18 protein-coding genes are annotated in these 24,885 nt (G+C 34.4%); 1 reads left to right on the forward strand and 17 read right to left on the reverse strand.

The genetic code is table 11. From position 1 onward, the window contains the following. Positions 1-58 precede the first annotated feature (58 nt). The 4 genes from BZG02_RS07775 to BZG02_RS21295 all read right to left on the reverse strand — a co-directional run bounded on the left by BZG02_RS07775 (position 59) and on the right by BZG02_RS21295 (position 7,389). Positions 59-2,860 (reverse strand): M16 family metallopeptidase, encoded by a 2,802-nt coding sequence (locus tag BZG02_RS07775; protein WP_101260846.1) that lies wholly within the window; start codon positions 2,858-2,860, stop codon positions 59-61. A 546-nt stretch (positions 2,861-3,406) separates the two neighbouring features. Further along, positions 3,407-5,410: a protein-disulfide reductase DsbD family protein gene (locus tag BZG02_RS07780; RefSeq protein ID WP_101260847.1), complete on the reverse strand. Its 2,004-nt coding sequence runs from the start codon at positions 5,408-5,410 to the stop codon at positions 3,407-3,409. 574 nt (positions 5,411-5,984) lie between these two features. Beyond that, the gene (locus tag BZG02_RS07785) at positions 5,985-7,145 is read right to left on the reverse strand and encodes a protein-disulfide reductase DsbD domain-containing protein (protein WP_143470434.1); all 1,161 of its coding nucleotides are present in this window, start codon (positions 7,143-7,145) and stop codon (positions 5,985-5,987) included. 37 nt (positions 7,146-7,182) lie between these two features. Continuing rightward, positions 7,183-7,389 (reverse strand): RNA polymerase sigma factor, encoded by a 207-nt coding sequence (locus BZG02_RS21295; protein ID WP_101260849.1) that lies wholly within the window; start codon positions 7,387-7,389, stop codon positions 7,183-7,185. Between the two features lie 492 nt (positions 7,390-7,881). Here BZG02_RS21295 and BZG02_RS07795 point away from each other — a divergent pair, with 492 nt between their 5' ends. Continuing rightward, entirely contained in the window at positions 7,882-8,568 is a 687-nt protein-coding gene (locus tag BZG02_RS07795) for a hypothetical protein (RefSeq protein WP_101260850.1), read from the forward strand. 340 nt (positions 8,569-8,908) lie between these two features. On the opposite strand, the gene BZG02_RS07800 is transcribed toward BZG02_RS07795, so the two are convergent. The 13 genes from BZG02_RS07800 to BZG02_RS07860 form a co-directional block, all read right to left on the reverse strand. Next, positions 8,909-9,316 carry a thioredoxin family protein gene (locus BZG02_RS07800; RefSeq protein WP_101260851.1) on the reverse strand — a complete coding sequence of 136 codons (408 nt, stop codon included), beginning with the start codon at positions 9,314-9,316 and terminating at the stop codon, positions 8,909-8,911. An 11-nt stretch (positions 9,317-9,327) separates the two neighbouring features. After that, a complete protein-coding gene (locus BZG02_RS07805; protein ID WP_101260852.1) occupies positions 9,328-9,852 on the reverse strand; it encodes a protein-disulfide reductase DsbD family protein in 525 nt (174 codons plus the stop codon). 6 nt (positions 9,853-9,858) lie between these two features. After that, positions 9,859-11,358, reverse strand: a complete 1,500-nt coding sequence (locus tag BZG02_RS07810; RefSeq protein ID WP_101260853.1) for a hypothetical protein — start codon at positions 11,356-11,358, stop codon at positions 9,859-9,861. Between the two features lie 207 nt (positions 11,359-11,565). Further along, positions 11,566-12,087, reverse strand: coding sequence for a protein-disulfide reductase DsbD domain-containing protein (locus BZG02_RS07815; RefSeq protein WP_101260854.1), 522 nt, complete (start codon positions 12,085-12,087; stop codon positions 11,566-11,568). Between the two features lie 7 nt (positions 12,088-12,094). Next, positions 12,095-13,597 (reverse strand): hypothetical protein, encoded by a 1,503-nt coding sequence (locus BZG02_RS07820; RefSeq protein WP_143470436.1) that lies wholly within the window; start codon positions 13,595-13,597, stop codon positions 12,095-12,097. Between the two features lie 170 nt (positions 13,598-13,767). After that, entirely contained in the window at positions 13,768-15,252 is a 1,485-nt protein-coding gene (locus BZG02_RS07825) for a PKD-like family lipoprotein (protein WP_101260856.1), read from the reverse strand. A 3-nt stretch (positions 15,253-15,255) separates the two neighbouring features. Continuing rightward, entirely contained in the window at positions 15,256-16,047 is a 792-nt protein-coding gene (locus tag BZG02_RS07830) for a DUF4843 domain-containing protein (protein ID WP_101260857.1), read from the reverse strand. A 128-nt stretch (positions 16,048-16,175) separates the two neighbouring features. Next, positions 16,176-17,678: a RagB/SusD family nutrient uptake outer membrane protein gene (locus BZG02_RS07835; protein ID WP_101260858.1), complete on the reverse strand. Its 1,503-nt coding sequence runs from the start codon at positions 17,676-17,678 to the stop codon at positions 16,176-16,178. Positions 17,679-17,696: 18 nt separating this feature from the next. Further along, positions 17,697-20,951 (reverse strand): SusC/RagA family TonB-linked outer membrane protein, encoded by a 3,255-nt coding sequence (locus BZG02_RS07840; RefSeq protein ID WP_180335664.1) that lies wholly within the window; start codon positions 20,949-20,951, stop codon positions 17,697-17,699. 146 nt (positions 20,952-21,097) lie between these two features. Then, a complete protein-coding gene (locus BZG02_RS07845) occupies positions 21,098-22,237 on the reverse strand; it encodes a FecR family protein (protein ID WP_180335665.1) in 1,140 nt (379 codons plus the stop codon). A 185-nt stretch (positions 22,238-22,422) separates the two neighbouring features. Next, positions 22,423-22,977 (reverse strand): RNA polymerase sigma factor, encoded by a 555-nt coding sequence (locus tag BZG02_RS07850; protein ID WP_101260861.1) that lies wholly within the window; start codon positions 22,975-22,977, stop codon positions 22,423-22,425. 470 nt (positions 22,978-23,447) lie between these two features. Beyond that, entirely contained in the window at positions 23,448-24,137 is a 690-nt protein-coding gene (locus BZG02_RS07855) for a DUF4369 domain-containing protein (RefSeq protein WP_101260862.1), read from the reverse strand. Between the two features lie 226 nt (positions 24,138-24,363). Continuing rightward, on the reverse strand, positions 24,364-24,837 hold the full coding sequence (locus BZG02_RS07860; RefSeq protein WP_101260863.1) for a protein-disulfide reductase DsbD domain-containing protein: 474 nt from the start codon (positions 24,835-24,837) through the stop codon (positions 24,364-24,366). Positions 24,838-24,885 lie beyond the last annotated feature (48 nt).

A 24,885-nucleotide genomic window follows, 5' to 3' on the forward strand; every position in this document is an offset into this window, starting at 1 on the left:
CCAGCGCCAACCGCTAACCGGTCCTAACTAAATCAAAACAGACTAATGATTTTGTTATTTATTGTTTTGGGTTCATGATTACCTCAACGGTATCTACTTCTTTTAAAATTTTAGATGCAAACGCCTGAATATCTTTACTGCTAATATTATCAATTAGTTTTTTATAGTCTTCCTTATTCGTGAATTCGGTTCCATACATTAAATTATTTTGTAAACTTCCCATCCAGAATCCATCTTGTAATTCAGACTCTTCTCTTGATTTCTTGAAATTATTTTTAATCTCAGTCAAATCGTTGGCATCGCATGGTTTTTCGGTAATATTCGTGATTTCCTCGCGAACAATTTCCATTAAACGATCGCGTTTATCAGGATTACAGTCAAAACTGATACCAAGAGAGAATTCTGCAACTGGCAAGGCCGAAAAAGAAGGACGAACACCAACTCCGTAGCTACCACCTTCTTCTTCACGAATGGTTACCATATATCTTTTCGAAAGCAATTGAGAAATCATGTTCAGCATTAATCTATTCTTTAGATTGTATTCTGCCTCCCCTTCAACACTATAAGAAACGGTTGTTTTAGGCACAGCCATTTCCCGTTCAAAAATAGTAGAAGTTTTTCCTTTTGCTGGTCCTTCCTGATGATCTACAAAAGTTTCTTTTCTATTACTAGAACTAATATTACCAATGTATTTTTGAATTAATGGAAGATGTACTTCCGGATTAATGTTTCCAACAAACACAAATGTAAAATCACTTGCATCCGAAAAACGATCTTTATAAACCTCTACAGCTTTATTAAAATCGATATTATTAATAAATTCTTCTCCAAAAAGTAAAGTACGTGCCGAATGGTTGGTATTTGCTAAAGCAATACTATCCTTTAAAGCAGCTTCATTATCCACCTTTTTATTAATCACATAATTTCTCCACTGAGCAAGTTGAGCATTCAGCGCCTCTTGGTCGAAACGTGGAGCTTCAAAATTTAAATAAAGTAATTGTAATAAAGTTTCAAAATCTTGAGGAGAGGCCGAACCACTAAAACCTTCGGTTAGTTCTCCTAAATTAGCTTTCAAGCTAACTATTTTTCCTGCAAGTTTCTTTTGCAATTGAGTTACGTCGTAACTTCCCACACCCGATATTTGAGCCAAACTAGTAGCAATATCAGCCGAAGCCAGGTCTTTGGTGTCCACTAATGAACTTCCACCAAAACTAAAGGAGGAAAAAGAAATTTGATCTTTACTAAATTCGGTAGGTAGAATAAGCACCTTAGCACCATTGGCAAGAACATAGCCTTTTGCATCCATTCCATCTACTTTAAAAGTAGTCTTAATTTTTGCGGCTACTAATTTTTTATCCACCAAAGGTGTATCTCCAGCATCGTCTTTATAAGCTTCAATTTCTTGAGATTTTAGCTTAGTAACCACTGCTAATAACTCCGCTTTAGTAGGATAATACTGTTCTGCATTATCAGGACCATTTAAAATTAGAGCCGAATTGTTCACATTTGAATAATTTTTCACCTGAGCATTCACCTCTTCCAAACTAATAGCCGGAATTATTTTCGCTGCAAATTCCATTTCCCATTCTATGGAAGGAAAAGGTTCTGCTTTCAAGAAAAAATCGCCTAATTGCTTCGCCCAATCGTCATTCTTAATTTTCTCACGATTTGCATAATAAGATTCATAAGATCTTTGAATTTGAACCTTTGTTCTATTCAATTCCGAAGCAGTAAAACCATGACGAATTACACGTTCTAACTCCATTTGAACTTCGGCAAAAGCCTCCAATTCTGTACCCATTTTAGGACTAACATAGATATAATCTGCAGCTTTTGTTCTGGTCATGTTAAATGATCCAAACTCCATACCCATTGCAGGGCATTCCACTTTCTTCGTTTTTTCAGATAAACGTGCATTAAGCATAGATGAAAACATACTCTTGGCCATATCTTTACGAAGTGTTTCCTCATTGTTTACTTTTGGAGCATCGCTTCGGAACAGCCACATAATAGTAGGGTTTTTTGCTTCTTTATCTTTAGCAACAACATAAGCCAATTCCTTACTATCTTCTACTGTATAATATACTCTCTCTGCAGCATTTTCCGGCATCGGAATTTTTGAGAATAATTCCTTTACCTTTGCTTCGATAACTGCTACATCTACATCACCAACAACAACAACCGCCTGATTATCGGGACGATACCATTTAGCGTAATAATCGCGTAAGCTTTGATGTTCAAAATTATCGATAATATCTAAAGATCCAATCACATCGCGATCGGCGTACTTTGAATTATTCATCATCACATGATTTGTTGCACTTCTTAGTCTAAAATTGACATTACGACGCGTGCGCCACTCTTCGTGAATTACACCACGCTCCGATTCAATTTCTTTACCTTCTAATAGTAATCCACCCGACCAATCGTGCAAAACCAAAAGTGCTGAATCTAATAAACCTTCGTTACTCACCGGAATATTGCTGATATTATAAACAGTTTCGTCTTGTGCGGTGTAAGCATTAATATCGCGACCAAACAAAATACCGTTTTTCTCTAAATAATCAATCATGTTCTTTCCAGGGAAATTCTCGAGACCATTAAAGGCCATATGCTCCAGAAAGTGAGCCAAACCATTCTGGGCGTCGTCCTCCAAAATAGCTCCTACATTTTGTACAAAATAAAAACTAGCCCGATCTTTTGGCTCCTCATTATGCATTACATAATAGGTTAATCCATTCGACAATTTTCCATGTTTCACCTTTGGGTTCAAAGGTATCGTGGTTGTATTCTGAGCTTGAGATGCCAAACCAGAACATAAAAAAACACTCACAAAGAGTAATGATACAATCTTATTCATACGTTAAATTTTACTTTAAATATTTTCCTCCTAATTCATAAATGTGAGAAACGTAATTTCAGGTTTCCATTGATTCAAAAATCATTTCTAATTGGGGTTCAATGTATGAAACCATGTTGGTTTTCATATAATTATTATTTGTTTTTTAGTTGCCATATGGAACTTACCATGCTGAAATAATCATCTCCCTGTGTGTAGAAAGCTTTGTACATGGACGTTTCATAGTATATTATCAGTTTCTTCTTAAAAAAAAAGAGCAGGGATATTTTTAGATCAGATTATTGGGGATAATAACTTGTCTTCCCTGCCCTTTTCACCACTAACTAATGTTTGTTGTTGTTTATCTTTTATGTGTTTGATATCGAATTGAAAGTTTTGGGTTTAATGAGCAGACGACAAGGATTGCCGGCCTTGCCATCTGCATTCATCCCACTAAAACTATTTTCACACTTTATATATGAAAACTCACTAACTAATTAACACAAACTAATAATAGTTACGAATGCTTCCTTTTCTATCCAAACAATTATATTTTACTAACTGCATTTAATCAATTATTCCCGCTGTTTTTTTTTGATTGAATTTATCCTTTCCTCGTTCTAAAAAGCGAACAAAATTATCCACATTTAAATCATAGGAGGTAGGTTCCGTTAAATCTTCTCCATTCGAATCTAACAAACAATAATATGGTTGCGCATTTACATTGTATTTTCGAATTTGTAAATCGGCATTCTTTTTGCCCAAAGTTTTCTTTTTCTTGCCATCGTATTCAGAAACAATCCATTCCTCTTCAGGTAATTTTGTTTTATCATCAACGTACATAGCAATTACAATATAATCTTCCTGCAAACGCTTCAAAACCTGTGGATCTGCCCATACATTGGCTTCCATTTCACGACAGTTAACGCAACCATGTCCGGTAAAGTCCATAAACACAGGTTTATTTTGTTTTTTAGCCGCTGCCATTCCTTCTTCGTAATCGAAATACCCATTTAAACCATGTGGTAAATGTAAAAAGTCTGAATACTTAGCCGTGTGTGTTTCCTGATGTTGGGTAGTACCAAGGGTTCCCGCATTATTTCTTACAATTTGATTGATATCGAAATCTTGAGTTGCTTGTGGTGGAATATATCCCGAAAGCGCTTTTAAAGGAGCTCCGAACATTCCTGGAATCATATATATTACAAAGGAAAAAGTTAAAATGGATAACATCAAACGAGGTACACTAACAAACTTTACTTCACTATCGTGAGAAAAGGTTAATTTCCCTAATAAATAGAATCCCATTAAAGTAAATACCACGATCCAAACCGCTAAGTAAACTTCGCGATCTAAAATTCCCCAATGGTAGGTTTGATCCGCAATACTTAAGAATTTTAAACCCAAAGCAAGTTCGATAAATCCTAGAACTACTTTTACAGAATTTAACCATCCGCCCGATTTTGGCATTTTGTTTAACCAGCCTGGGAAAATTGCAAATAAGGTAAATGGCAATGCAAAAGCGGTTGAGAAACCTAACATTCCAACAATAGGCATTAACACCTCGCCACCTGCAGATGCAACCAAAATGGCTCCAACAATAGGTCCGGTACATGAAAATGAAACCAATACCAAAGTAAATGCCATAAAGAATGCTCCCATTAAACCACCTTTATCTTCGTTAGAAACCGATTTGTTCACCATCCAACTTGGCATGGTAATTTCGAACATTCCGAAGAATGATGCTGCAAATACCATAAAAATTAAAAAGAAGAATATATTAGGCACCCAATGCGTGGAAAGAAAATTCGCAAAATCGGGCCCCATAACAACCGCTAATAATGTACCGATAAAAGTATATATTCCAATTATCGAAGCTCCATAAAAGAAAGCCTGCATTCTACCTTTGGCTTTATTCTCGCTGCTATGCATAAAAAAGCTAACGGTCATTGGAATCATTGGGAATACACAAGGAGTAAAAATAGCTGCCAAACCTCCCAAAAAAGCAAAAATAAACACTGCCCAAAGTCCTTTTTTATTGGCAGCTGGTTTGGCTGGATCAATAATTTTGGCTTCCTCATCCTGTGCCACTTGAACTGGCGCATCTCCAATTTTTAAATCAAAATCTTCGTCGCCCATTACACATTGACCAGTAGCATCCGAACAGGTTTGATATTCGAAAGCTCCTTTAACAAGTAAAGGCAATTCCTTTACCAAAATGGTTTGGCGCATTTCCCCTTCGTTCTCGAAATAACTTACTTCGCCATCCCAAGTTTTGTCGTGATGCTTTTGAGCATTTATTGGTTTTACCTCGCCTACTCTTTCGTAGCTTGAATTCTCGGTAAAATCGAATTTAATAAGTATTGGTCCTAATTCAGGATCAAAATCGTTGGAATATACGTGCCAAGTTTTATCAATAGTGGCCTTAAACACAATATCCAACTGCTCACCTACCCGAACCTCTTTATTCGAAAACTCGACCTTCCACTTGGCTGGCTGTATGACCTGTCCAAATGAAAATCCGCTAAACACTACCATAATTATGGCAAGAACTGTAAATTTCAATTTCATTTTTTAATCTTTTTATTAACTGAATGCTACCTATAAAATAGAATTCAATGTAATTGAGTTGATTTAGTTTATTTGATTCTTCTCTTCATTCTGTTTTGTTACTTTAAAGACAACCAAATCACTCAATAGGGTGAAAGCATTTCTAAAAAAAATTGCTAAAATTTGTTAATTACTAAGCTCTTACAAGTTCACGACTCATCATTTTACTTTTTATTTTGTTAATTGCAAACGATGTAATACTACTGATAATCTACACAAATCGAAAATGATTTAAATCTAGATTAGATAAAAATTAGCTTTCTAATAGACCGAAAACTTTACGATTTTTTTTTTTTGATTGTAACAAAAATAGGCAATTTGATTCCTGTTTTATTGAATTTACTCACTTTTTGCTTCCAAAAACCTAGAACAAACCGTTATTAAAAAGATGAACTCTAACTTTCATGTAAAAAAAGTGAGTAGGCTTAAATAATTTTTACACAGCAATAAAAAAGGGTCAGACTTAACTAAAGTCTAACCCTAAAAATATCACTTACACACTTTGCGGAATAGTATCCCAAAGAGTGATCTTAAATTAGTTAAGTTCTAACACAAACTCTTTCTTTTGGGGTGGAAAACAGATGGAAGCATCGCAGCATTGATAATACAACCAACACTTTACTTTTGTTCCTTTGGCTATTTTACCATCAAATTTAATTGCCTGCTTAAAACTGCTTTCACCTTTATAAATTAAAATTTTATCTTTTCCAGGATATGGAGCAGGAGATGATTTATCCCACTTGCCAACTAAATCAACTCCTTCGGGTAAGTCTAAACCTAATTCTGTTTTAATATAAGCCTCACCACTAGGCACATATGCATAAATGTGATAACCACTCATGATATTTGTTTCTATCAATACCGTTTTTTCGTTCTCATTCTTTCCGTCAACAAGCATTGCGCCTACACTAACAGGGTTCTCATGGGTTGGTTCGGCCAATTGCAAGCCAAGCTTAGTTAACTCATCCGCTATTTCAACTTCTTCTTTTTTATCATTTCTCGGACGAATATCAGGATTTGCATTTGGATCGTTAATCATCCAAACAAAACCACCCGATTGTGTGAAAAACATTTTATTTTTGTACTTCGTATACCAAGCTCTCCATTCTTTGGCAGTCTTAAAATCTTCAAGAGTATATCTCCACAATAATCGATTTGCTTTCTCGATATCTTTGTTTTTTTCTAACAAAGAAATAGCCGCATCTAAAATTTTAATATCTGTGTTAGCTATCCCCAAACTCTTACAATCCTCATCAATTTTTAAACCTTCGAAGGCATCAGGTTCAGCATAAAAATAATCCATATTTTCAAGCAAGTATTTTCTTATTGCCACCGTATCTAAACCTGTTTCTTTTAAGTAGGGTTTCTTTTCCATGTATTTTGCTAAAAACTGCTCAAAAGACTCCAAAGGCATAGGCTTAAACGCAAGAAGCATTTGATCTATGTCACTTAACTCTTCTCCCCTCTTCTGTTTTTCCTTAACCCCATCTTGTCGTTTAATTATATCATTGTTTTGCTCTATCTTTAATTCTTGGGATTTTTTAAAAGAACTCATCTTAATATTATGCAAAGTCCAATAAATAAAGTCTTTCGTGTAAATTCGATCATTGTACTTTTTAGCAATTCGCTTATCCTTTGCATGCTTATGTGTATAAACAATTGCATTGGCAAATACTTGCTTTGCTTCAGCAGTCATATAATCAGGCGAACCTGTAAATCCCCACAAAAAAAAGTTACCGTGACGACCAATTGCAACGGCTGTTTTTTTCCCATAAAGTAATAAAGGCTTCCTGAACAATGTCTTCTGCTTGATCCAATGAATCGAAATATTTATGGGCGTATGCACAAAGTGGTGCGTAGTATAAATCGAACAAGAGGCGAAGGCCATCCTGGTCTCCACTTTTAAACATTCTGATAATTTCCTGCTCCTGATTTGCCATATTTTTCGTATGTAAATGTAGAAAAGCTACTTGGATATTCAAACGGGATATTTTAAAAATATTAAAATCTCAGAAAGAAAATCAACCTGAATCGCTTAACAGTAAGCGTTAAGTAATTTATTTTTTTAGAAAATAACACCACTTTAAAACCGTTTCTTTTTTAGATATTTAAGCATCTAAATAAACAAAAAACAACCAAACAAAGGATGTTGACTACTAACCACTAAGTAAACAACCAATTAACGATACACGAGAAACTATTGTTAAGCCAAATAAAAATTATACGTTAGAAACAACTTGACATATTTACACTCTTGTTTTTTAAAAAATTTTACTTAATTTCCGAATCGTTTTTGAAAGGATATTTTTATTTGAAATCTTTTTTCGAAAAAAAAGGGAAGCCATCGGCTGGTCATCAACCGGAAAACTTTGGCGGCGAACTGGAAGAGGAGGCCGATGGACCCTTGTAAATACAAAACTAATTATTTAATCATGGACTATCAAAACGATTTTGAAACATGGAAAGAAAGAATTGAAGCCCTTCCCCTTTCGGAGGTGAAATTACCGAATCAACCTATCGACGAGGTGACTGCCAGTGCAGAAACGCTGGCCATAGAGGCAATTAAAGACAAAGAAAGTCTTGCAAAGGCCGGACTGGATATTACGTTTATTACTGACCTGACTACCCTTTCAGGTGCTGTAAGATATTGTCAGGCAGAATGGATGAGCGAATACCGTGCTCGACAGGAGGCTCAAAAGGAGTGGTTGGAGCAATCTCCTGAAGCTTATGACTTACGCGATGAAATGCTACATCATTTTAGTTTTGTATTTCGAAATAATGAGAATGTAAATAAAAAAGTGATGCGTATTCGTGAGGGTGGTGGACATGCTGACATGATTCAAGATTTGATTGAACTAGCCATACTTGGTGAAAAAAACCCAGAACCATTAAAATTGATTGGAGTTGATACTCTTCTTTCAAAAGCCAAAATCACTTCACACAATATGTCTGTATTATTAGCTGAATCAAATGGATCGAAAGAGGAAAACAGTGCCACGAAATTAATGAGAGACAAAGCCTACACTTTGCTTGCAGAAAAGATGAGCACCATTCGTGAATATGGTCGTTATATTTTCTGGAAAAATGAAGATCGAAAGAAAAAATATCTTAACGATTAATTCCTAGAATGCCCAATTTTATTAGTCCCGAGGCAGGTCACACCCTCCCATCGGGACTTTTATGCATCCAATCGGTAACTTGGAGCAGTCCATTGGCAATTTCTTGGCTTCAATCGGTAACAATTACCCTCCCCGAGACAATAAGTGGTCGCCCATTAGCAATTTGACGATTTTCTAAAATACTCGTAAAAATCAAACTGAGGTAGTGCCTTTATTTTTGTATGAAGATTAAATCTGTTATCAGAATTAGCCTTAGCGCAAACTTAAATCTTGCTTGTGTAAATTTGAAAAGCCACCTCAAACTGAGATGGCTTTACTTCAACTATTCAATTAATAATTATTATTTCTCCTTTAAAATACCATTAGCTTGATCAATTAGATCCTCTGCTGTTCTTCCATTCATTCTTCCAAGAACTTCGCCTTCAGTATTCAGAATTAACAAAGTTGGATATGATTTTACTTCATAAAATGAAGCAAGTTCAATACCTTCCCCTTTTTCCATATCCATCTTAAGGCAAACAAAATTCGTGTTATAAAACGCTCCTATTTTTTCTTGGGTGAAAACTTCTTTTGCTAACCTTTTACATGGACCACACCATTCGGTATAACAATCAATAAAAACTAACTTGTTTTCATTGTTTGCCTTAATTAAACCTTCTTCGTAAGTGCATTTTTCAAAATTAATTCCTTGTGCTGAAACACTTCCACAAAAAAGTAGAACAATAAAAGTGATTATTATATTTTTCATTTCTTATTTTATTAAAATTGTAAGTCAACAGTTTTTGTTTTAGGAGGAAAACATTGGTTTGGGTCGCAAGCTTGATAGTACAAACCACATTTAATTGGCTTGACGAACTTTACACCATCTACAACCTTATAATATCTAACAAAGAATATTTCTCCTTTAAATATTTCTACTCCTTCTGAATAAGGTTTCGCAATTGGCTTTTGCCAATCTCCAATTGGTTCCAATCCTTTTGGCGCTTCAAATCTGATTTCGGTTGTGATGTATGCCGAAGCATCAGAAGCATATGCATAAATCTGCCAATTGTTTAACAAATCGGCCTTCAATACAATTGCTAATTGATCCTTATTTTCAGACCATACCACCTTTGCATTATAGCTTAATGGATCCATGGCTGTTGGTTTTGATGTTACAAGATCCATCTGCTCCATCTCTACCATCATCTCCAAATCGGAATCGATTTTATCGATTTGAGCTATTGCATTATTACCTCCATATAAATAGATGATCAACACGAATAGCCTTAATGCATTTTTCATCCTCTTTTAATTTAAAGTGTTAATTAACCATTTATATCCACCAGCTTCAGTAAAGAATAATTTAGATCTATTTTTTTTCAGCCATTTCTTCCACTCTTTTGCCGTTTTAAAATCTTCCATGGTATACTTTCTAAGAACACGATTAGCAATATCAGTTTGTTCGCCTTTACTTATTAGACCAATACATTTTTCTAAGACTTCAATTTTTCTATTGGAAACCGCTAATTGTTTAAGATCTTTATCAACTGAAAGCACATGTCTGAAGTCTTTTGTGTGTATACAGTAAAAGAATTCTCGATTCTCTTCAATCCACGTGTAATAGGCCTTAATATCTGAACCAACAGCATTAAATGCTTCCTCTCCAACATTTTCTTCCATCCATATTTCTATTGTTGGAACTGATTTTTGTTTACTCAAAAACATCTCTTGAATTCTCGATAGTTTCTTACCTTCTGCTTTTTGCTTCTTCAATTCATCGGCACGAGCAATGCTCTTCTCATTATACTTCAACCAATCAACCTTATAAGTTTCAAAATTTTCAAGAGTAATTTTAGATTTTCTATAATCTAAATATGGATCCCGAATAATAATGGTTTCATCCATTTTTTTTGCAATAAGACCTGCCCCGTTGAACTGTTTCATGTAGACAATGGTATTGAAAAATACATCTTTTGCTTCTTCGGTCATTATATCTGGAGACCCACTAAAACCCCATAAAAATAAATTACCATGACGCCCTAAAGCTACAGATTCGATACTTTTACATTCTGCACCACAGATGTATTCAGTATCTGGTGAATCTAAAAATCCAGCTCCACGAGATACCATCCCCAACACGTAATCCGAATTTTTTGCACTTAATTTTTGCACTTTCCACATTTTCATCTGCTTTGGCAAACTAGAATCATAATGCAACCAATTTTTAGGAGTCGGATTCATCACCATAGTAGGGGTTACCTTATTTGGCGTATTGAATATTGGGTGCTGTGTTTGTAGGCTTTGCGCATCACCTTCCAAACAGTAACAATGCCAGTCTAGTTTAGAGCCTAAACTTCTTCCTAAATCTGGTGCACATTTACCAATAAAAATAGTAGCATTCTTATAATCAGAAGTTAAGTATTCTGACTTAGCATATTTTACAAGTTTTCCATTTGTATCATATTCTTTTACTTCCTCTTTTATTGGTGTCGTTAATTCATCAAATATGGTCACATCTACTTTTGATGACATTTCCTGCTTATAATCTCTTGGATCAACACATGTAACACTAGTGAAATGTTCCTCTAAATAGGCTTTAAATGCCGGCCACCTAGTTTGATAATCTTTCTCTAAGCGTTCTGGAGCACCGCCAAATACACGACCATAATTTTCTGGCTTTGGTTTTTCTGGATTGTAACCTACGTATAGTACTTTAATATCTTTATTCGATTCCTGTGCATTTGCAACCCCTATAACAGAGCAAAACAAAACGCAAACCAATAACTTCACTATTACTAAATTTTTCATTTCATTAAATATATTTGTTGTTAACGCTTACTACTTTTCATTAAACCATAATAAACCAAATTACTCTTTTACAACTATCTTCGCTTGCTTAATTAGATGGGGTGCAACTCCCTCCTTCATTCTACAATGAACTCTGAGTTCTGTATTAAGAATTAAACAAAACACATTAAGACTGCAATTACTAATACTCTCGTATTACTCAAATATTTATAATTTAATATCTAAATCAACCATTTTTGTTTTAGGAGGAAAACACTGATTTAAATCACAGGTCTGGTAATACAAACCAACCTTACCCTTACCTACTTTTCTGGATGTTACTTTAAAGTAGCCGATATATAAAAGCTCCCCTTCATAAACATCTAAGTCTTCCGAAAAATAATGAGCATCTGGCTTAATCCATTCTCCTATTTGTTGAATACCATTAGGTAATTCAACTTTCAATTCGGTCATAATAAATGCTGAGGTTCCTTTCTGACTAGCATAAATATGCCAATCATCTGCTATTAGCACACGCATAACAAGAGCGAGTGAACTTTTATCTTTATTCCAAACCACAAGTGCACCAAGATTAACAGGATCAGTGCCATTGGGCTTATTCAATTGAATCGTTTCATAAGCTTCAAAAGCTTTTTCTTCAAGTGCCTCATCTACTTTCTTTTCCTGAGCTGTTACACACGAGCTTGCCAAAAGAATAATGAGAATAAGAACCATATGTAATTCACGCATAATCTTTTTATTTTATCGTATTTACCAACCACTTGTAACCACCCGACTCGGTAAAAAAAAGTTTTTCCTTATTAGATTGAAACCAATTTTCCCATTCTTTTTGTGTTGTAAAATGCTGTTCTGTATAGCGTAGTAAAATACGTTGAGCTACTTCTTTTTTATCAGTATTGTTTAATAACGCAATTGACTCTTCAAGAATCTTAAGATCATTATTTGCAATGCCTAATTGTTGTGCATCTTTATCTAATTCAAATTTGTAATTAAGAATGCTACCATGGCAATAGTAGTATGCTTTGTTTTCAAGTAAAAACTTGCGATATGCCTCCATATCAGTACCAAAAATGGTAAAGTCGTCACCCATTTTATTTTTCAAATATTCTTCGAGTGTAGGTAGCACTCCTTTATTTTTAGTTAAAAAAAACTTTTGTGGAGCGGTTAATTTGTCTCCTTTTTTTTGTTTCGCTATCAATTCAGCACGGCGTTGTATTTCCTTAGCGTTATATCTTTCATATTCCTGAACGCTTTTCTTATAGCTTTCTTCAGAAACGTCACGAAGACTATAAGCAATTGACACTTCGCGTATTTGTATTCTATCGTTGTATTTACGGGCAATTGGCTTTTGTCCATTAAACTGATTGATATAGACAATAGAGTTAATAAAAACCAATTGAGCTTCTTCTGTAAAATCATCAGCAGCACCATTAAAACCCCAATGAAAAAAGTTTGCATGACGACCTAATGCTACTGCGCCAACATCTTTAACACAAACTCCACTTGAGATATATTCTGTATCGGGCGAATCTTCGTAGCCATTGCCACGCGAAACCATGCCTGGTATTAATGCAGAATTATTATAAGATGGAGCTAATACACGCCACATTGGAATTTGTTTTGGCACATTTTTACCAGATGGATAATGATAGATATAGTTTGGTGTATCTTTTGATTCAAAAGTAAGATCTACTTTGAATGGGGTATTAAAAATATCGTGCTCGACTCTAATATGGTGTGCATCAAATTCTAAACACAGACACAACCAATCATTTTTTAAGCCTAACGACTGACCTATTTGTGGCGAACAGATACCAATGGTAATAGTCGCTCTATCATAATCTTTAGACAAATACTCTGGAAATTCCCATTCTATTAGTTCGTTATTATCATTATATACTCTTTTTTCCTCCTTAATCGCAGTAGGCATACCATCAAAAATGGTTACATCATAATCATCAGAAAGAGCTTCGTTATAATCACTACCATCTATTGTCTTTACATGATTAAAGTGTTTTTTAAGCAAGGTTTCATAAGATCCCATACGAACTTTCAATCGCTCGATATATTCCGTTTTATCCTCATCTCTAACAGGCATTTCCTTTGGAAGTGGCTTGTCTGGCGAATAACCAACATAAAGCACGCTTATGTCTTTTGTGTTTTTGTCTTTCTCTACAGCACACATCGCTGTTAATAACCCAGTTAATATAACTGCAGTTAGTATAACTATTTTCCTCATATTTTTTTACTGATTTGCGTAACTTACTACTTGAAAGAAATTAGAGCGTATTAAGCTTCCATCAACACTACGGGATTGCAATATAAATGGCAAAAAGTTCGATTTCCTTTATTCGGTATTCAGATTGAGAACTATTGCACAAATAGTTCCCAATCTGATTTATCTAACTATTACTTTTCAGCAGTAATTACTTGAACCGCTTTTCCACAAACACCTTTAAACATATTTGTTATTTGTTTCTTTTGAGGATCGAGATAAATTACTGAACCTTTTAGTTCATCACTACTCCCTTCATTATAGGTAGCAATTACTAATTGCTGAGGATTAGTTCCAACATTTGTCATATCGAAATCCATTGGGATACCATACTCAACAGGTATATCAGCAATCTTGGTTAAAACAGGATTTAATACTGGAGTTGAATAGATTGATTGACCTATGGTGATGTAAAAATTACTACCATACTTCTTACATAAACTCTCAGCATTGATTCCGGCTACTGGCAGAATCGTTGATTGACTGGTTTGTATATCATATACTCCAATAGGACTCCATGAAGCATATTCACGATCCATATTAAGGCTATGAATAACAATCTCATTAGTATTTCCTGCCACGACATCCAATAAAACAACTCCCAAATCGATAGCAAGTCTTGTTTCAGTTTTACTTAAGCCCATTACTCTATAGCCATCAAAAGAAATATCTCCCAAAGGTGCTTCTGTAATCGAATTTAGATCAAATAATGGACCTCCTGGTGTATTATAAATGGTATAAATTTTATTGGAAAGTTTATCATAGCCCCAAATTTCGTCGGGCGCACTGGAACGATAGCCCCACCAGCCGCACAAGGCCCAATCGTAGGTTTCTGTAATTCCACTTGGTGCATGCATAATACCACTATTCAATACTGAGAAACCGTTTCCTGTTAAAAAATACTGATTATTGGTACTCGAAATTAATTTAGTTGGTGAAAAAGCACCTGTCCCTTGACCTTTAATATAGTTTTCTGCATTAATAATTGCAGTAGGTAAAAAGGATTGTACATTTGTTTTCACATATGGATATAACCCTTCCTGAGTTAGAATATGCAATTCATATCCATATCTCCAATTTGCATTTTTAGCCATCCCACAAGGCTTGTTACCTAGTGTGTAATCACCTATTGTACTGGTACTAATCCATTCCGAATTCTCATTGTAATTGGTATTAAGGTAAGAGATCAAACTTGATTCATCGGGCATTTCTGACAAAACGTAATAACCTAAATTGAAAGTTGCTACTACATTTAACTCAAATTCGTAATAGTACCTTACCCCTGTTTCTTTATCCATTACATGATAATAACAGATATTCTTCCCCATTGGTACAGAAGTTTCAATCACGTAATCAAGATTGCGTTCCATCGATATTGTATCGCTTGTACCAATTCGCCAAGTAAATTCAAGATCGTCTTCTCGCCCCTCCAATTCTCTTGCAATAACTGGTGTTATTACCAAATGTTCTAATACCCCAACGGTGGTATCTACAGGTAAACCAGTTACTTCAACATTATTTAACTCTTTATAATCGTAATTTCCTAAGTCATCGGAGCATCCATAAGCTAATAGCAATGTTAGAAACAATATGGATGAAAATATTTTTATCATTTTCATAATCTACGTATTAATTATTTTAATCCTCGTTTTAGATCCATCAGGATTGGTTCCATATACCTCATTCTCATCAAAGAAAATCTTCATTTGAGTAACAAAAACCATTGTTGAAGGGTAATAATAAGGCTGAATGGGAAAAGATGCCACTGGCATATTATTCCAATACATTGGCTTATTAATATCCTCACTGGCTTCCATCCATCCAGCATATACATAATTTGGATCGGCGCCCTCGTAGTAAATTTCTTTCCATTTGAAATAAGTCTCCTTATAGAAAGTTCCAAAATATCGCTCCCAAGAATTCCACCAAATAGGAGGTAATAATATATCCGAGAATTTAACTTTTATTTGAAGCGCATCATCTTGCCCTAAACCAAAATTTTCGTTTGATACTAATCTAAAAGTTAATGAACGTACTTCTTCTTTTAGTTCTTCAGTTCTATTAAGCTTAATGCGTAAAGTGTCATATACTGCTCCTTGTTTAATCACTAAGTTCTCGATACTTGAAGCATTCCAATCACTAGTTGCAGCGGTACTTTCGTCTTCAATTAATTCTACTTTGTACTCACGATCAATATCTGCAGGAACACCGGCAATTGCCACGGGTATTTTAATAATATAAGATTGTACTTCATCTACCTCTTCGGCAAAAGAAAACTCTATACTATCAAGCTCAGTAACTAAATTGATATAAGCTGTTGAGGTATTAAACTCGGTAAATTCATTTTCACTATCACATGAACTAAATGCAAAACTTATAGTTAAGCAAATTAGTAGTATAAATATATTTTTCATTTGATTCAAAATTAGTATCAAGTCATAAGCATCAGGATTTTGATTCGCAGAACTTATCTAAAAAAACAAATTCATTTAATCATTCTCCTAATTGTTTTATACTTAATCATGACTATTAATTAAACACCTTATTTACCCTCTGGACCAAATTCATATTCATCCTCTGGTATAGGTAATTCGAATATCTCCTTTGAAGGCATTACTGTATTTGACGATGATGCTTCGATAGGTTTAAATAATCGTTTGTTGATGAAGAAAATTTCCCCATCCCCAAAAAACTCTTTACGCCTTTCACGCATTAAATAAGTCTCTACATTAACGGCCTCACTCGCCTCCAATTCAAACATCCCTCTCTTTGTACGAACTGCGTTCAGATACTCAAGAGCCTTCACATTATCAACCCCAATTAATGCTTCACACATTGTGTAGTACACTTCAGATAAACGGATAATTGCAATTTCGGGATAGGAATAATCAGAATCTTCATCGTAATTATTTAAGGGCTCGGTGTATTTTACTAATGGATAAGAATTATTACCAGCCACTTGATCAAACCAATTTACCAAGCGATAATCACTACCGGAACCATCAGGCTGTCTTCCATAAACAAAAGTCACCAACTCATTATAAGCAGTACCATTTATTTGTAGCTTCACAACATCCTCTCCAATACCAAGGTTAGGTCCCAATTTTATTTCTGTAAGATCCCAAAGGTCATTTCTTGATAAGGAAAAAATAATCTCCGATGAAAACATTTTGTCTTTACCATCAGTAACTTCTTGTCCTGATAAGGCAATTGATGTATTACTTTCTAATTCTTCCAGCAATCTGTTAGCCCAGTAATACGCTCCATCTTCTTGGCTTTGGTTAAAAGACAATTGCTCAACACGTGACAATAGACCCATAACCCCGTAATAGTTTAAACGAGCAACTCTATTCACCAGAATGTTATTATAACTTAACTGTGAGTCATTCAAATCATCTCGTTTACCTCCTGTGGTAATAGGATCCCCTTTCATTAATTCTACCGCCTCTAATAAATCTGTTCTGGCAAAATCAAGCACTTGCTTACAGTTTGAAAAAGAGGTTGCCACATTATTAAATTCTGTTCGATATGGAATCGCCTTTTGCTCCAAATCGGAAACATTTTGAGTAACTGGTCCGAATACACGATAAACCTGCAGGTGACAAAATGCCCTTAATGCTAACACTTCGCCTTTAAATAGTTCAGCATTTTGAATTTCTGGCATTTCATCATTAAATGCTTCTAAAATTTTATTGCACTGCCCAATACATTCATAATAGTTAGACCACCATCCATCAATTCGTGTTCTAACTGTATTGTCCATGTAGTTAAATTTCGATAATGCATAATCATCATGCTCAATATTTTTTATATCATAATATTGGCCTAATACATCATAGGAAGCATAACTCATATCCTGCCCGTACATTTCTGTTTCTGTTAACAGATAATAAACGCCCGCTACGGCAGAGTTCATTCCGTTAGTTGTAGTAATCAAATCATCCGCTTTAACATCTCCAAGAGGTGTTACATCTAGCCAATCATTGCAAGCAACCAGCATCGATAGCATGGCTATGAAGCTTATATTTTTTATAATTCGTTTCATCTGTCTCTTTTTTTTTACCTAAAACATAACATTAACTCCAAAGCCAAAACTTCTAGCAAAAGGATAAGATAAACCTCTTTCCACCTCTATATTAGATACTCTAAACAGATTATTGGCATAAAAACTTAAACGAAGGGATTGTATGTTGTATTTCTTCAACTTTTCCGAATTAGAAATTTTATACATTAGTGTCATGCTGCGTAAGCGCAGATAGTTTTCTGTTTGTACAAAACGATCGGTGATATATGTTGTTCCTGCATCACTTATCCCTTTATACATAGACAAATCTCCCACTTCCTTCCAACGATCGTATAAGGCTCTTTTATCACCATTGTCGTATGGACTCAGGTTCTCAACTTTATCAACTACTGTACTGTTATAAACTTTAGCTCCTAAAGAGTAATCAAATACCATATTCAAATTCCATCTCTTGTAAGCGAAATTAGTATTGATATTACCAAAGACTTCAGGTTCCGTATCGCCTATATACACTTTATCGTTAGCATCCCAAACAGTAGTTACAGTCTTACCATCCGCTTTTAAATATAATTCTTCACCTGTAGTCGGATTAATACCCAAAGAACGAACCGCCATTAAAGCCGATATTGACCTGCCCTCTTTATAAACAGAACCGGGAACAAATTTATTTTCATTGTTCTCATCATTAATGGTTTTTAAAGCTTCCGAAATCTTCAGAACTTTATTTTCGTTCTTAGCAATTTGAATTCCAAGCCCTACTTCCATTTCTTTTTCGCGGTTACGATAAGGAATTAAGTTTAAGTTCAATTCGTATCCTTTATTTTCGATTTCGCCTAAGTTTGCTTTGTATTGTCCATTTGGAAAACCTAAAGATGGTGCTACAGTAACATCTGTAAGCATACCTGTCGTATTTTTCTTATAGTAGTTAATCGATCCTTGTATCCGATTTTCCTTAAAGCCAAAGTCTAAGCCTAAACTGTGAGTTTTTACATCTTGCCAACTTAAATCAGGATTACCATAAGCCATTAATACAGCAGGTGCCGCATTACTATAAAAACGATCTGTTTGGTATTGATACATGGTTAATGCCTGATGTGCACTAAACTCCTGGTTACCTGTGACACCATAATTGTAACGCAACTTTAAATTATTGATTACATCAGATGTAAAAAAGGACTCATTATGCAAATTCCATCCTGCCCCTGCAGCCCAGAATAAAGCGAACTTATTATCTGCACCAAACTTTGAAGAACCATCATAACGTAGCGAACCATCAATAAAAAAGCGATTATCGTAAATGTAGTTAGCATTAAGAAAAGTACCCATCGACCTTGAAATTGAAGAACTACTAATTGGTTTATTCCCCTCGGGGTATTGCATAGCAAAAGCCACATCTATGTACTGATCGCTAGGAAATCCTTGTACCGTAAAACCTCGATTATCACTTTCATCAAACATGATCTCACCGCCAACTACAAAAAACAGGGTATGATTGTCAATCTCTTTGTTGTATTGTAAATTGATATTTGAAGAAAACTCAGAGACTTTACCATCTGAGACAGTCATACTACCTTTTTTTTCAGGTTCAGATATACCATTATATATTGAACTGAAAGGAGAAGTGTAAATTTCACTTTCATTGTCTTGAAACATCACGTTAGCCTGTGCAACAAACCTAAATGCTTCCGAAATATTCCAATCCAGATTTAAACGTTCATAAAATGTATGGTAATTCGAAGTATTTCTTGAAGGTAAGCTAGCATCATAAAGCGGGTTCAAAGCTCCACCTTCTAAAATTGGCATTAAATCACCATTTTCATCACGAGTACGCTCGTATGGATTCAATCTGGTATAATTGGAGAAACTACCATATGGTGAATTCTCTCTATCCTTATACACAAACTGAGCATAGTTTTTAATGGTAATCTTATTTGCTATTCTATAAATCAATTTAAAACCAAAATCAATTTGCTCATTACCCGATCCCTTCATTACACCTTGCTGATTAGTATATTTAGCGTCAATTGCATAACGTACATCTTCAGAACCACCTTCTACATATAACGAATGTGCTTGAGAAACTGCATTACGCAATGGCTTAGACAACCAATAAGTATCAACACCTTCTCTAACTCGTTTAAGCTTATCATTATATTGTTTGTCATAATACAATTGGTTCTGTGGGTATTCAGAATCATAAAGACCTGCCATTTTTTCGAATTCTAATTTTTCGGTGGCGTTCATTAAGTTATAATCGCGTAAATCGGCAAACTCAAAAGTTGGTCTAAAATCGTAAGTCACTCTTAATTTACCTGCCTCAGGTTTGGTTGTTTCAATCACAACAACACCATTAGCCGCACGCGAACCATATAGAATAGTTGCTGAAGCATCTTTTAGAATATTAATAGAGGCAATTCTATTAGGATCCATATCCATAACATACTCTGCTGTTGACTGAAAACCATCCACAATAAAAACAGGCTGAGTTGATGAATTTAAAAAACTTCCTCTACCACGAATTGTAAAATCTGGAACTGAATTAGGGTCGGAACCTAATAAATTGCTTTCGTGTATTCTAAAGCTAGGATCTAATGCCGAAATAGTGGTTAAAACATTCCCTGTTGAAACCTTTACCAAATCTTCTTGACTAAAATTAGTAACAGTACCTGCAAAACCTGCCTTACCTTTATTAAAGTAACCTGTTACAACGACATCATCCAATTCGGAAGTCTGCTCCATAAGAACAATTTTCAAATCCAATTGATTTTCAATTGTAATTTCCTTAGTTTCCATTCCTACGGAACTAATAACCAAGATATCTCCTGCCCCTCCATTAATGCTAAATTCTCCATCAATATTGGTTGCTACACCATTGTAAGTTCCTTTTAAATAAACCGAAACCCCAGGCAATGGTGTACCATTTTTATCGGTAACTTTTCCTTTAATCGATTTTTTCTGTTGTCCTTCTATAGGTGCTGAATTTTCCTCTTCAACACGCTTTTTCTTAATAATAACAACATCCTCATCGATGGAGTATTCAAGGTCTTTTCCTTCTAATACTTCCTCTAAAATTTCTTGAATGCTAGCATTATTTCTAGTAATACTAACCTTATCAAATCCAATTAAATCTTTCGATTTATAGATGAATACAACATCTGAGTTTTCTTGCAGTTCCCAAAATAGATCCGTTAGTTCCATTTTTTCAACTTGAATACTTAATTTTCCGTTTTGGGAATATACATTAGCCGAAACCTGTAGTATTCCAATAATCAGAAACATTAGAGTTAATTTCATAATCCTAAATGTTTTTCTTCTGTTCCGCATAAAAACACAGAACCAGTTTGGTTTTTTTTCCATAGATTTGTAATGGTTAGATAATCGTGAAAACTTATATTTAGCTACCGGGAGAATGATATTGCACTATCATTTTCCCATTTTTTTTACCTCTCTACAACAACAGCCTTCTTGCTTAAAGTAAAACGAAGGGCTCCTGTTTTTTCCATTTTCTTTAATAATGCGTCTATATCTTCGTAACGGTTTACTCTCATCGAGAACAACTCTTTCTTAATATCCTGATTTGGATAGAAAACCTCAATATCGTACCAACGACTTAAGCAGGACATGATATTCTCCAATGGTTCATCTCTAAAAATAAATTTACCATCCTTCCAAGCAGTATAAATCGAGGCATCCACCTGTTTTGCTTCATATTTACCCGTTAGATTATCCAGTACGATTTGCTGATTAGGTATCATATTTGCCCTCTTCTCTCCCATGGTCAATTGCACTTTTCCTTCGCTTAAAGTTGTGTAGGTATAATCTTCATCAGCATAGGCCTTCACATTAAAGTGTGTTCCTAAAACCCGAACATCCATATTCGTTGTTCTAACAATAAATGGTCGAAGACTATCTTTTTCTACTTCAAAATAAGCCTCCCCTTGCAACTCAATAATTCTTTTATTAGCACTAAATTGAGAATAAAAACCGATTGAAGATGCTGAATTTACCCATGCTTTTGTTCCATCGGGTAATACCACGTAATACTCTCCATTTCTAGGAACATTAATTTTATGATATTCGTTTCTACTTAATTCTGAATCGTATAACGAATAGGTGATTTTACCAGAATTAACCATTGCTTTTGTTTTACTAAACTGCAAGACAGTATCCTTTTGAGCTAAAGCAATTCTTTCGTCACCATTTACCTCGAGGTAAGCCAAAGAGGTTCCTGGCTGAATCAATTCTGGTTTCGTTGTTATTAAATCGTTAAAAATGAAATAAGCGCCTCCTGCTAAAATAAAAATCACGAAAACTGCTGCGATAGATTGCCAAAATTGCATTGTTCTGTAAACTGGAGTATTCCTTCTTCCTTTAATTTGCGCCTCTACTCTTTTCCAATTCTCTTCTTGGTTATAAACCTTTATTGATTTTTCACGCCATGCTTTATAACTACCATCGTTTAATGCGCTTAAAGCTTCTTTTTCTAATGCACTCATCCCTGAATCGTCCTGTTTAGAATTCAGGATAGACTTAGCGTAGGCATCCGCTTTTTTAATTTTATTCTCTATTTTTTTTACCATTTGTAATTGCATTTGCACCATTAACTGATACAGTTCCCCTTAAATTAGAACAGTAAATATTAACTGCTCTTATCTATACAACTACCAAAGAGTAAAAGTGGGCGTATGAAAAAGTGATTTTTTTTATCTTTTTTTTGAAAAGGCTATAAAATGGGGGACTTCGAAGAGTATTTTTTGAAATAAATTTAGAATAACTCAGTAAGTAAAATCAAAACAAATACATTTTCTTTTAGTTGAGCTCTTAACTTAGAATATCCAGCTTTTTGTAGCGTTTTTACTGTATTTACGCTTATCTCTAGGTTTTCGGCTATCTCTTTATTGGAATAACCACCAATTTTAAAATTGATTACCAATTGAGTTCTTTCGGGCAGATTGGCAATTGCATCTCTTAAAAGCTTATAAGCTTCTTCCTTTAGAATGTATTCGTTAAAATCCTCTTCTTCGAGTTCAATGGGAGTACTTTCTATTGAAACCGTTTTTTTTAATCGAATATGAGTAATAATTTTATTGCGAACAACAGTGTACAAATAGCCTTTAATGCGGAAAATATTATCTAAGCTGTTTCGTTTATCCCAAAGAGCTATGAATGCTTCCTGAACTGCATCATCTACAACATCTTCTTCTGGAATAATTTTAGCTCCATAAAGACACAATGAATGATACATATCCTGATGAATTTTATTAAATACCTTCAAATCACCATTCATAAACTTTTTAACGTGCTCTTCGGATAATTTCATATTTTGTGGTTAGCAAATGAATCCCCTTCTAAATTAGTATAACTACTTCATATCTATAATGGGTGTATAGAGTTTACTGTTTTATTTAAACTTTCCTTAGTCTTCAGCTTTTACAGCTATAGTATTGCCAATATATTAATTTTTTTGCAAGTAGGTCGACTACAAATAAATGAAAACAAAAAAAACTAATACTCCTTGTTCCTTTGCAATTCGCTTTTTACTCTAATTAGGAAAAATATGCTTTAACAAATATGTCTATAAAGTAATTAATAATTATCAAACAAACTGTATGGCAGTTAATTATAAAGAATAAAAAAGGACAATACATTACTCGTAGAACTTATATACAGCACCAACTAAGTAAATTTTACATTGAAAATTCATTACGTATTGTCAAAAAAAAGAGCAGTTACCCAATATGTAACCACTCTTTTAACTGCTAACTCTTTTACTCTAATCTTCTATGATAATTAATCACCCATCTGCCAAAATAAAGCTGTATCGCTAAACCTCTTTCTAAATATTTTTATCATTTCGGCTTTATGTCTAGTGTTGAATGCTTGATACTCCTTCTGAATTACTGCCATCATCACATAAGAGGTAGGATTCGCACGTACCGTTTTCAGAATTGCCATTCTACGTCGCGATTGGGCTTTTTTTATGTCCTTGTTGTAATCAAACATTCTAAACTCATCTTCTTGAGTCAATTTTCCTCCCCTTTCCACTATAATATTTTTCTGTTTCACCCATTCTAGTTTCGCTTGTATTGGCTCAATATAAATCGAATCTAATCGATTGCAATAGGCATAATACTCCGATGCTAAATCATCTGTATTTACATGTATTTGCTTTAGATCATCAAGCTTTCCAACAACATCAAAACTGCCATAATTACCAATGTAGATATCAAATTCACAAGAATCATTTACCCAGGCGGTAAATCGAACCGGTGGTTTAATTGCCTCTGAACTAAACTCAAATTCAGAATTCTCAACTAGTAAAGTATCGATACATTTCTCATCGAACTCTTTATTGGTTTTCAATTTAATAAGTAACGAACCATCTGCTAAGCCCTCTATTTCCCCCTTAATTTTCAACTTTTCCTGATTGCAAGAGAAAAAAAACAAACTTGCAAACAACAAATACCCTATTCTTTTCATGATATCTTAATTTTAGTAGATTTTGGTTTGACTACAATTAGATTCAATTCGAATCCTTTTTCTACTAATTATGACGTGTAAATTCTATAACGGGTGAATGGGAAGTCGTTTTTTTATAAAAAAAAGCCACCTTTGGTGGCTTTTCAATTCAGAAATTTAATAGAGATATAAAATCGTTAAATTCCTTTCGTAAATGGTGTGATTGTTATTTTTTGATTGTGTTTTTTTAGTTCGCAGGATAAGTTATGTCGAACTCATCGTCGCCCATTACACATTGTCCGCTAACATCGGAACAGGACTGAAAATCGAAGGTTCCTTCCAATTTCAATGGTAAACTTTTCACCTTAATTTGCTGACGCATTTCGGCTGTATTCTCGAAATAACTTACCTCGCCATCCCATATTTTATCGAAATGCTTTTTAGCATTTATTGGTTTCACTTCGCCAATGCGCTCATAACTTGCATCCTCTTCAAAATCGAACTCAATTAAAATTGGACCTAAATCGGGATCAAAATCATTAGAGTATAAATGCCAGGTTTTATCAATTGTTGCTTTAAAAACAATATCAATAACATCACCTGCTTTAATCTCTTTTTTCGACAGTTCTACTTTCCATTTGGCTGGAGTTAAAATTTGTCCGAATGATGTTCCACTAATCATCATTACTAATACTACTAAACCGATAATTTTTTTAGTCATAATTTGTATTCTTATTTGCTGTTTCTACTCTAATAGTATGCCTCAATT

Source organism: Labilibaculum filiforme, from assembly GCF_002843315.1.
In the GTDB taxonomy this organism is placed as follows: Bacteria; Bacteroidota; Bacteroidia; order Bacteroidales; family Marinifilaceae; genus Labilibaculum; species Labilibaculum filiforme.

What these genes read in the sequence shown, in the direction of transcription:
- BZG02_RS07785 (WP_143470434.1), bottom strand. Translation starts at nt 7,145, where the DNA reads ATGACTGCTGAAGCAAAGCAAGTATTTGCCAATGCAATTGTTTATACA.
- BZG02_RS07775 (WP_101260846.1), bottom strand. Translation starts at nt 2,860, where the DNA reads ATGAATAAGATTGTATCATTACTCTTTGTGAGTGTTTTTTTATGTTCT.
- BZG02_RS07825 (WP_101260856.1), bottom strand. Translation starts at nt 15,252, where the DNA reads ATGAAAATGATAAAAATATTTTCATCCATATTGTTTCTAACATTGCTA.
- BZG02_RS21295 (WP_101260849.1), bottom strand. Translation starts at nt 7,389, where the DNA reads ATGGCAAATCAGGAGCAGGAAATTATCAGAATGTTTAAAAGTGGAGAC.
- BZG02_RS07810 (WP_101260853.1), bottom strand. Translation starts at nt 11,358, where the DNA reads ATGAAAAATTTAGTAATAGTGAAGTTATTGGTTTGCGTTTTGTTTTGC.
- BZG02_RS07860 (WP_101260863.1), bottom strand. Translation starts at nt 24,837, where the DNA reads ATGACTAAAAAAATTATCGGTTTAGTAGTATTAGTAATGATGATTAGT.
- BZG02_RS07780 (WP_101260847.1), bottom strand. Translation starts at nt 5,410, where the DNA reads ATGAAATTGAAATTTACAGTTCTTGCCATAATTATGGTAGTGTTTAGC.
- BZG02_RS07840 (WP_180335664.1), bottom strand. Translation starts at nt 20,951, where the DNA reads ATGAAATTAACTCTAATGTTTCTGATTATTGGAATACTACAGGTTTCG.
- BZG02_RS07795 (WP_101260850.1), top strand. Translation starts at nt 7,882, where the DNA reads ATGGACTATCAAAACGATTTTGAAACATGGAAAGAAAGAATTGAAGCC.
- BZG02_RS07845 (WP_180335665.1), bottom strand. Translation starts at nt 22,237, where the DNA reads ATGGTAAAAAAAATAGAGAATAAAATTAAAAAAGCGGATGCCTACGCT.
- BZG02_RS07830 (WP_101260857.1), bottom strand. Translation starts at nt 16,047, where the DNA reads ATGAAAAATATATTTATACTACTAATTTGCTTAACTATAAGTTTTGCA.
- BZG02_RS07835 (WP_101260858.1), bottom strand. Translation starts at nt 17,678, where the DNA reads ATGAAACGAATTATAAAAAATATAAGCTTCATAGCCATGCTATCGATG.
- BZG02_RS07815 (WP_101260854.1), bottom strand. Translation starts at nt 12,087, where the DNA reads ATGCGTGAATTACATATGGTTCTTATTCTCATTATTCTTTTGGCAAGC.
- BZG02_RS07855 (WP_101260862.1), bottom strand. Translation starts at nt 24,137, where the DNA reads ATGAAAAGAATAGGGTATTTGTTGTTTGCAAGTTTGTTTTTTTTCTCT.
- BZG02_RS07800 (WP_101260851.1), bottom strand. Translation starts at nt 9,316, where the DNA reads ATGAAAAATATAATAATCACTTTTATTGTTCTACTTTTTTGTGGAAGT.
- BZG02_RS07850 (WP_101260861.1), bottom strand. Translation starts at nt 22,977, where the DNA reads ATGAAATTATCCGAAGAGCACGTTAAAAAGTTTATGAATGGTGATTTG.
- BZG02_RS07820 (WP_143470436.1), bottom strand. Translation starts at nt 13,597, where the DNA reads ATGAGGAAAATAGTTATACTAACTGCAGTTATATTAACTGGGTTATTA.
- BZG02_RS07805 (WP_101260852.1), bottom strand. Translation starts at nt 9,852, where the DNA reads ATGAAAAATGCATTAAGGCTATTCGTGTTGATCATCTATTTATATGGA.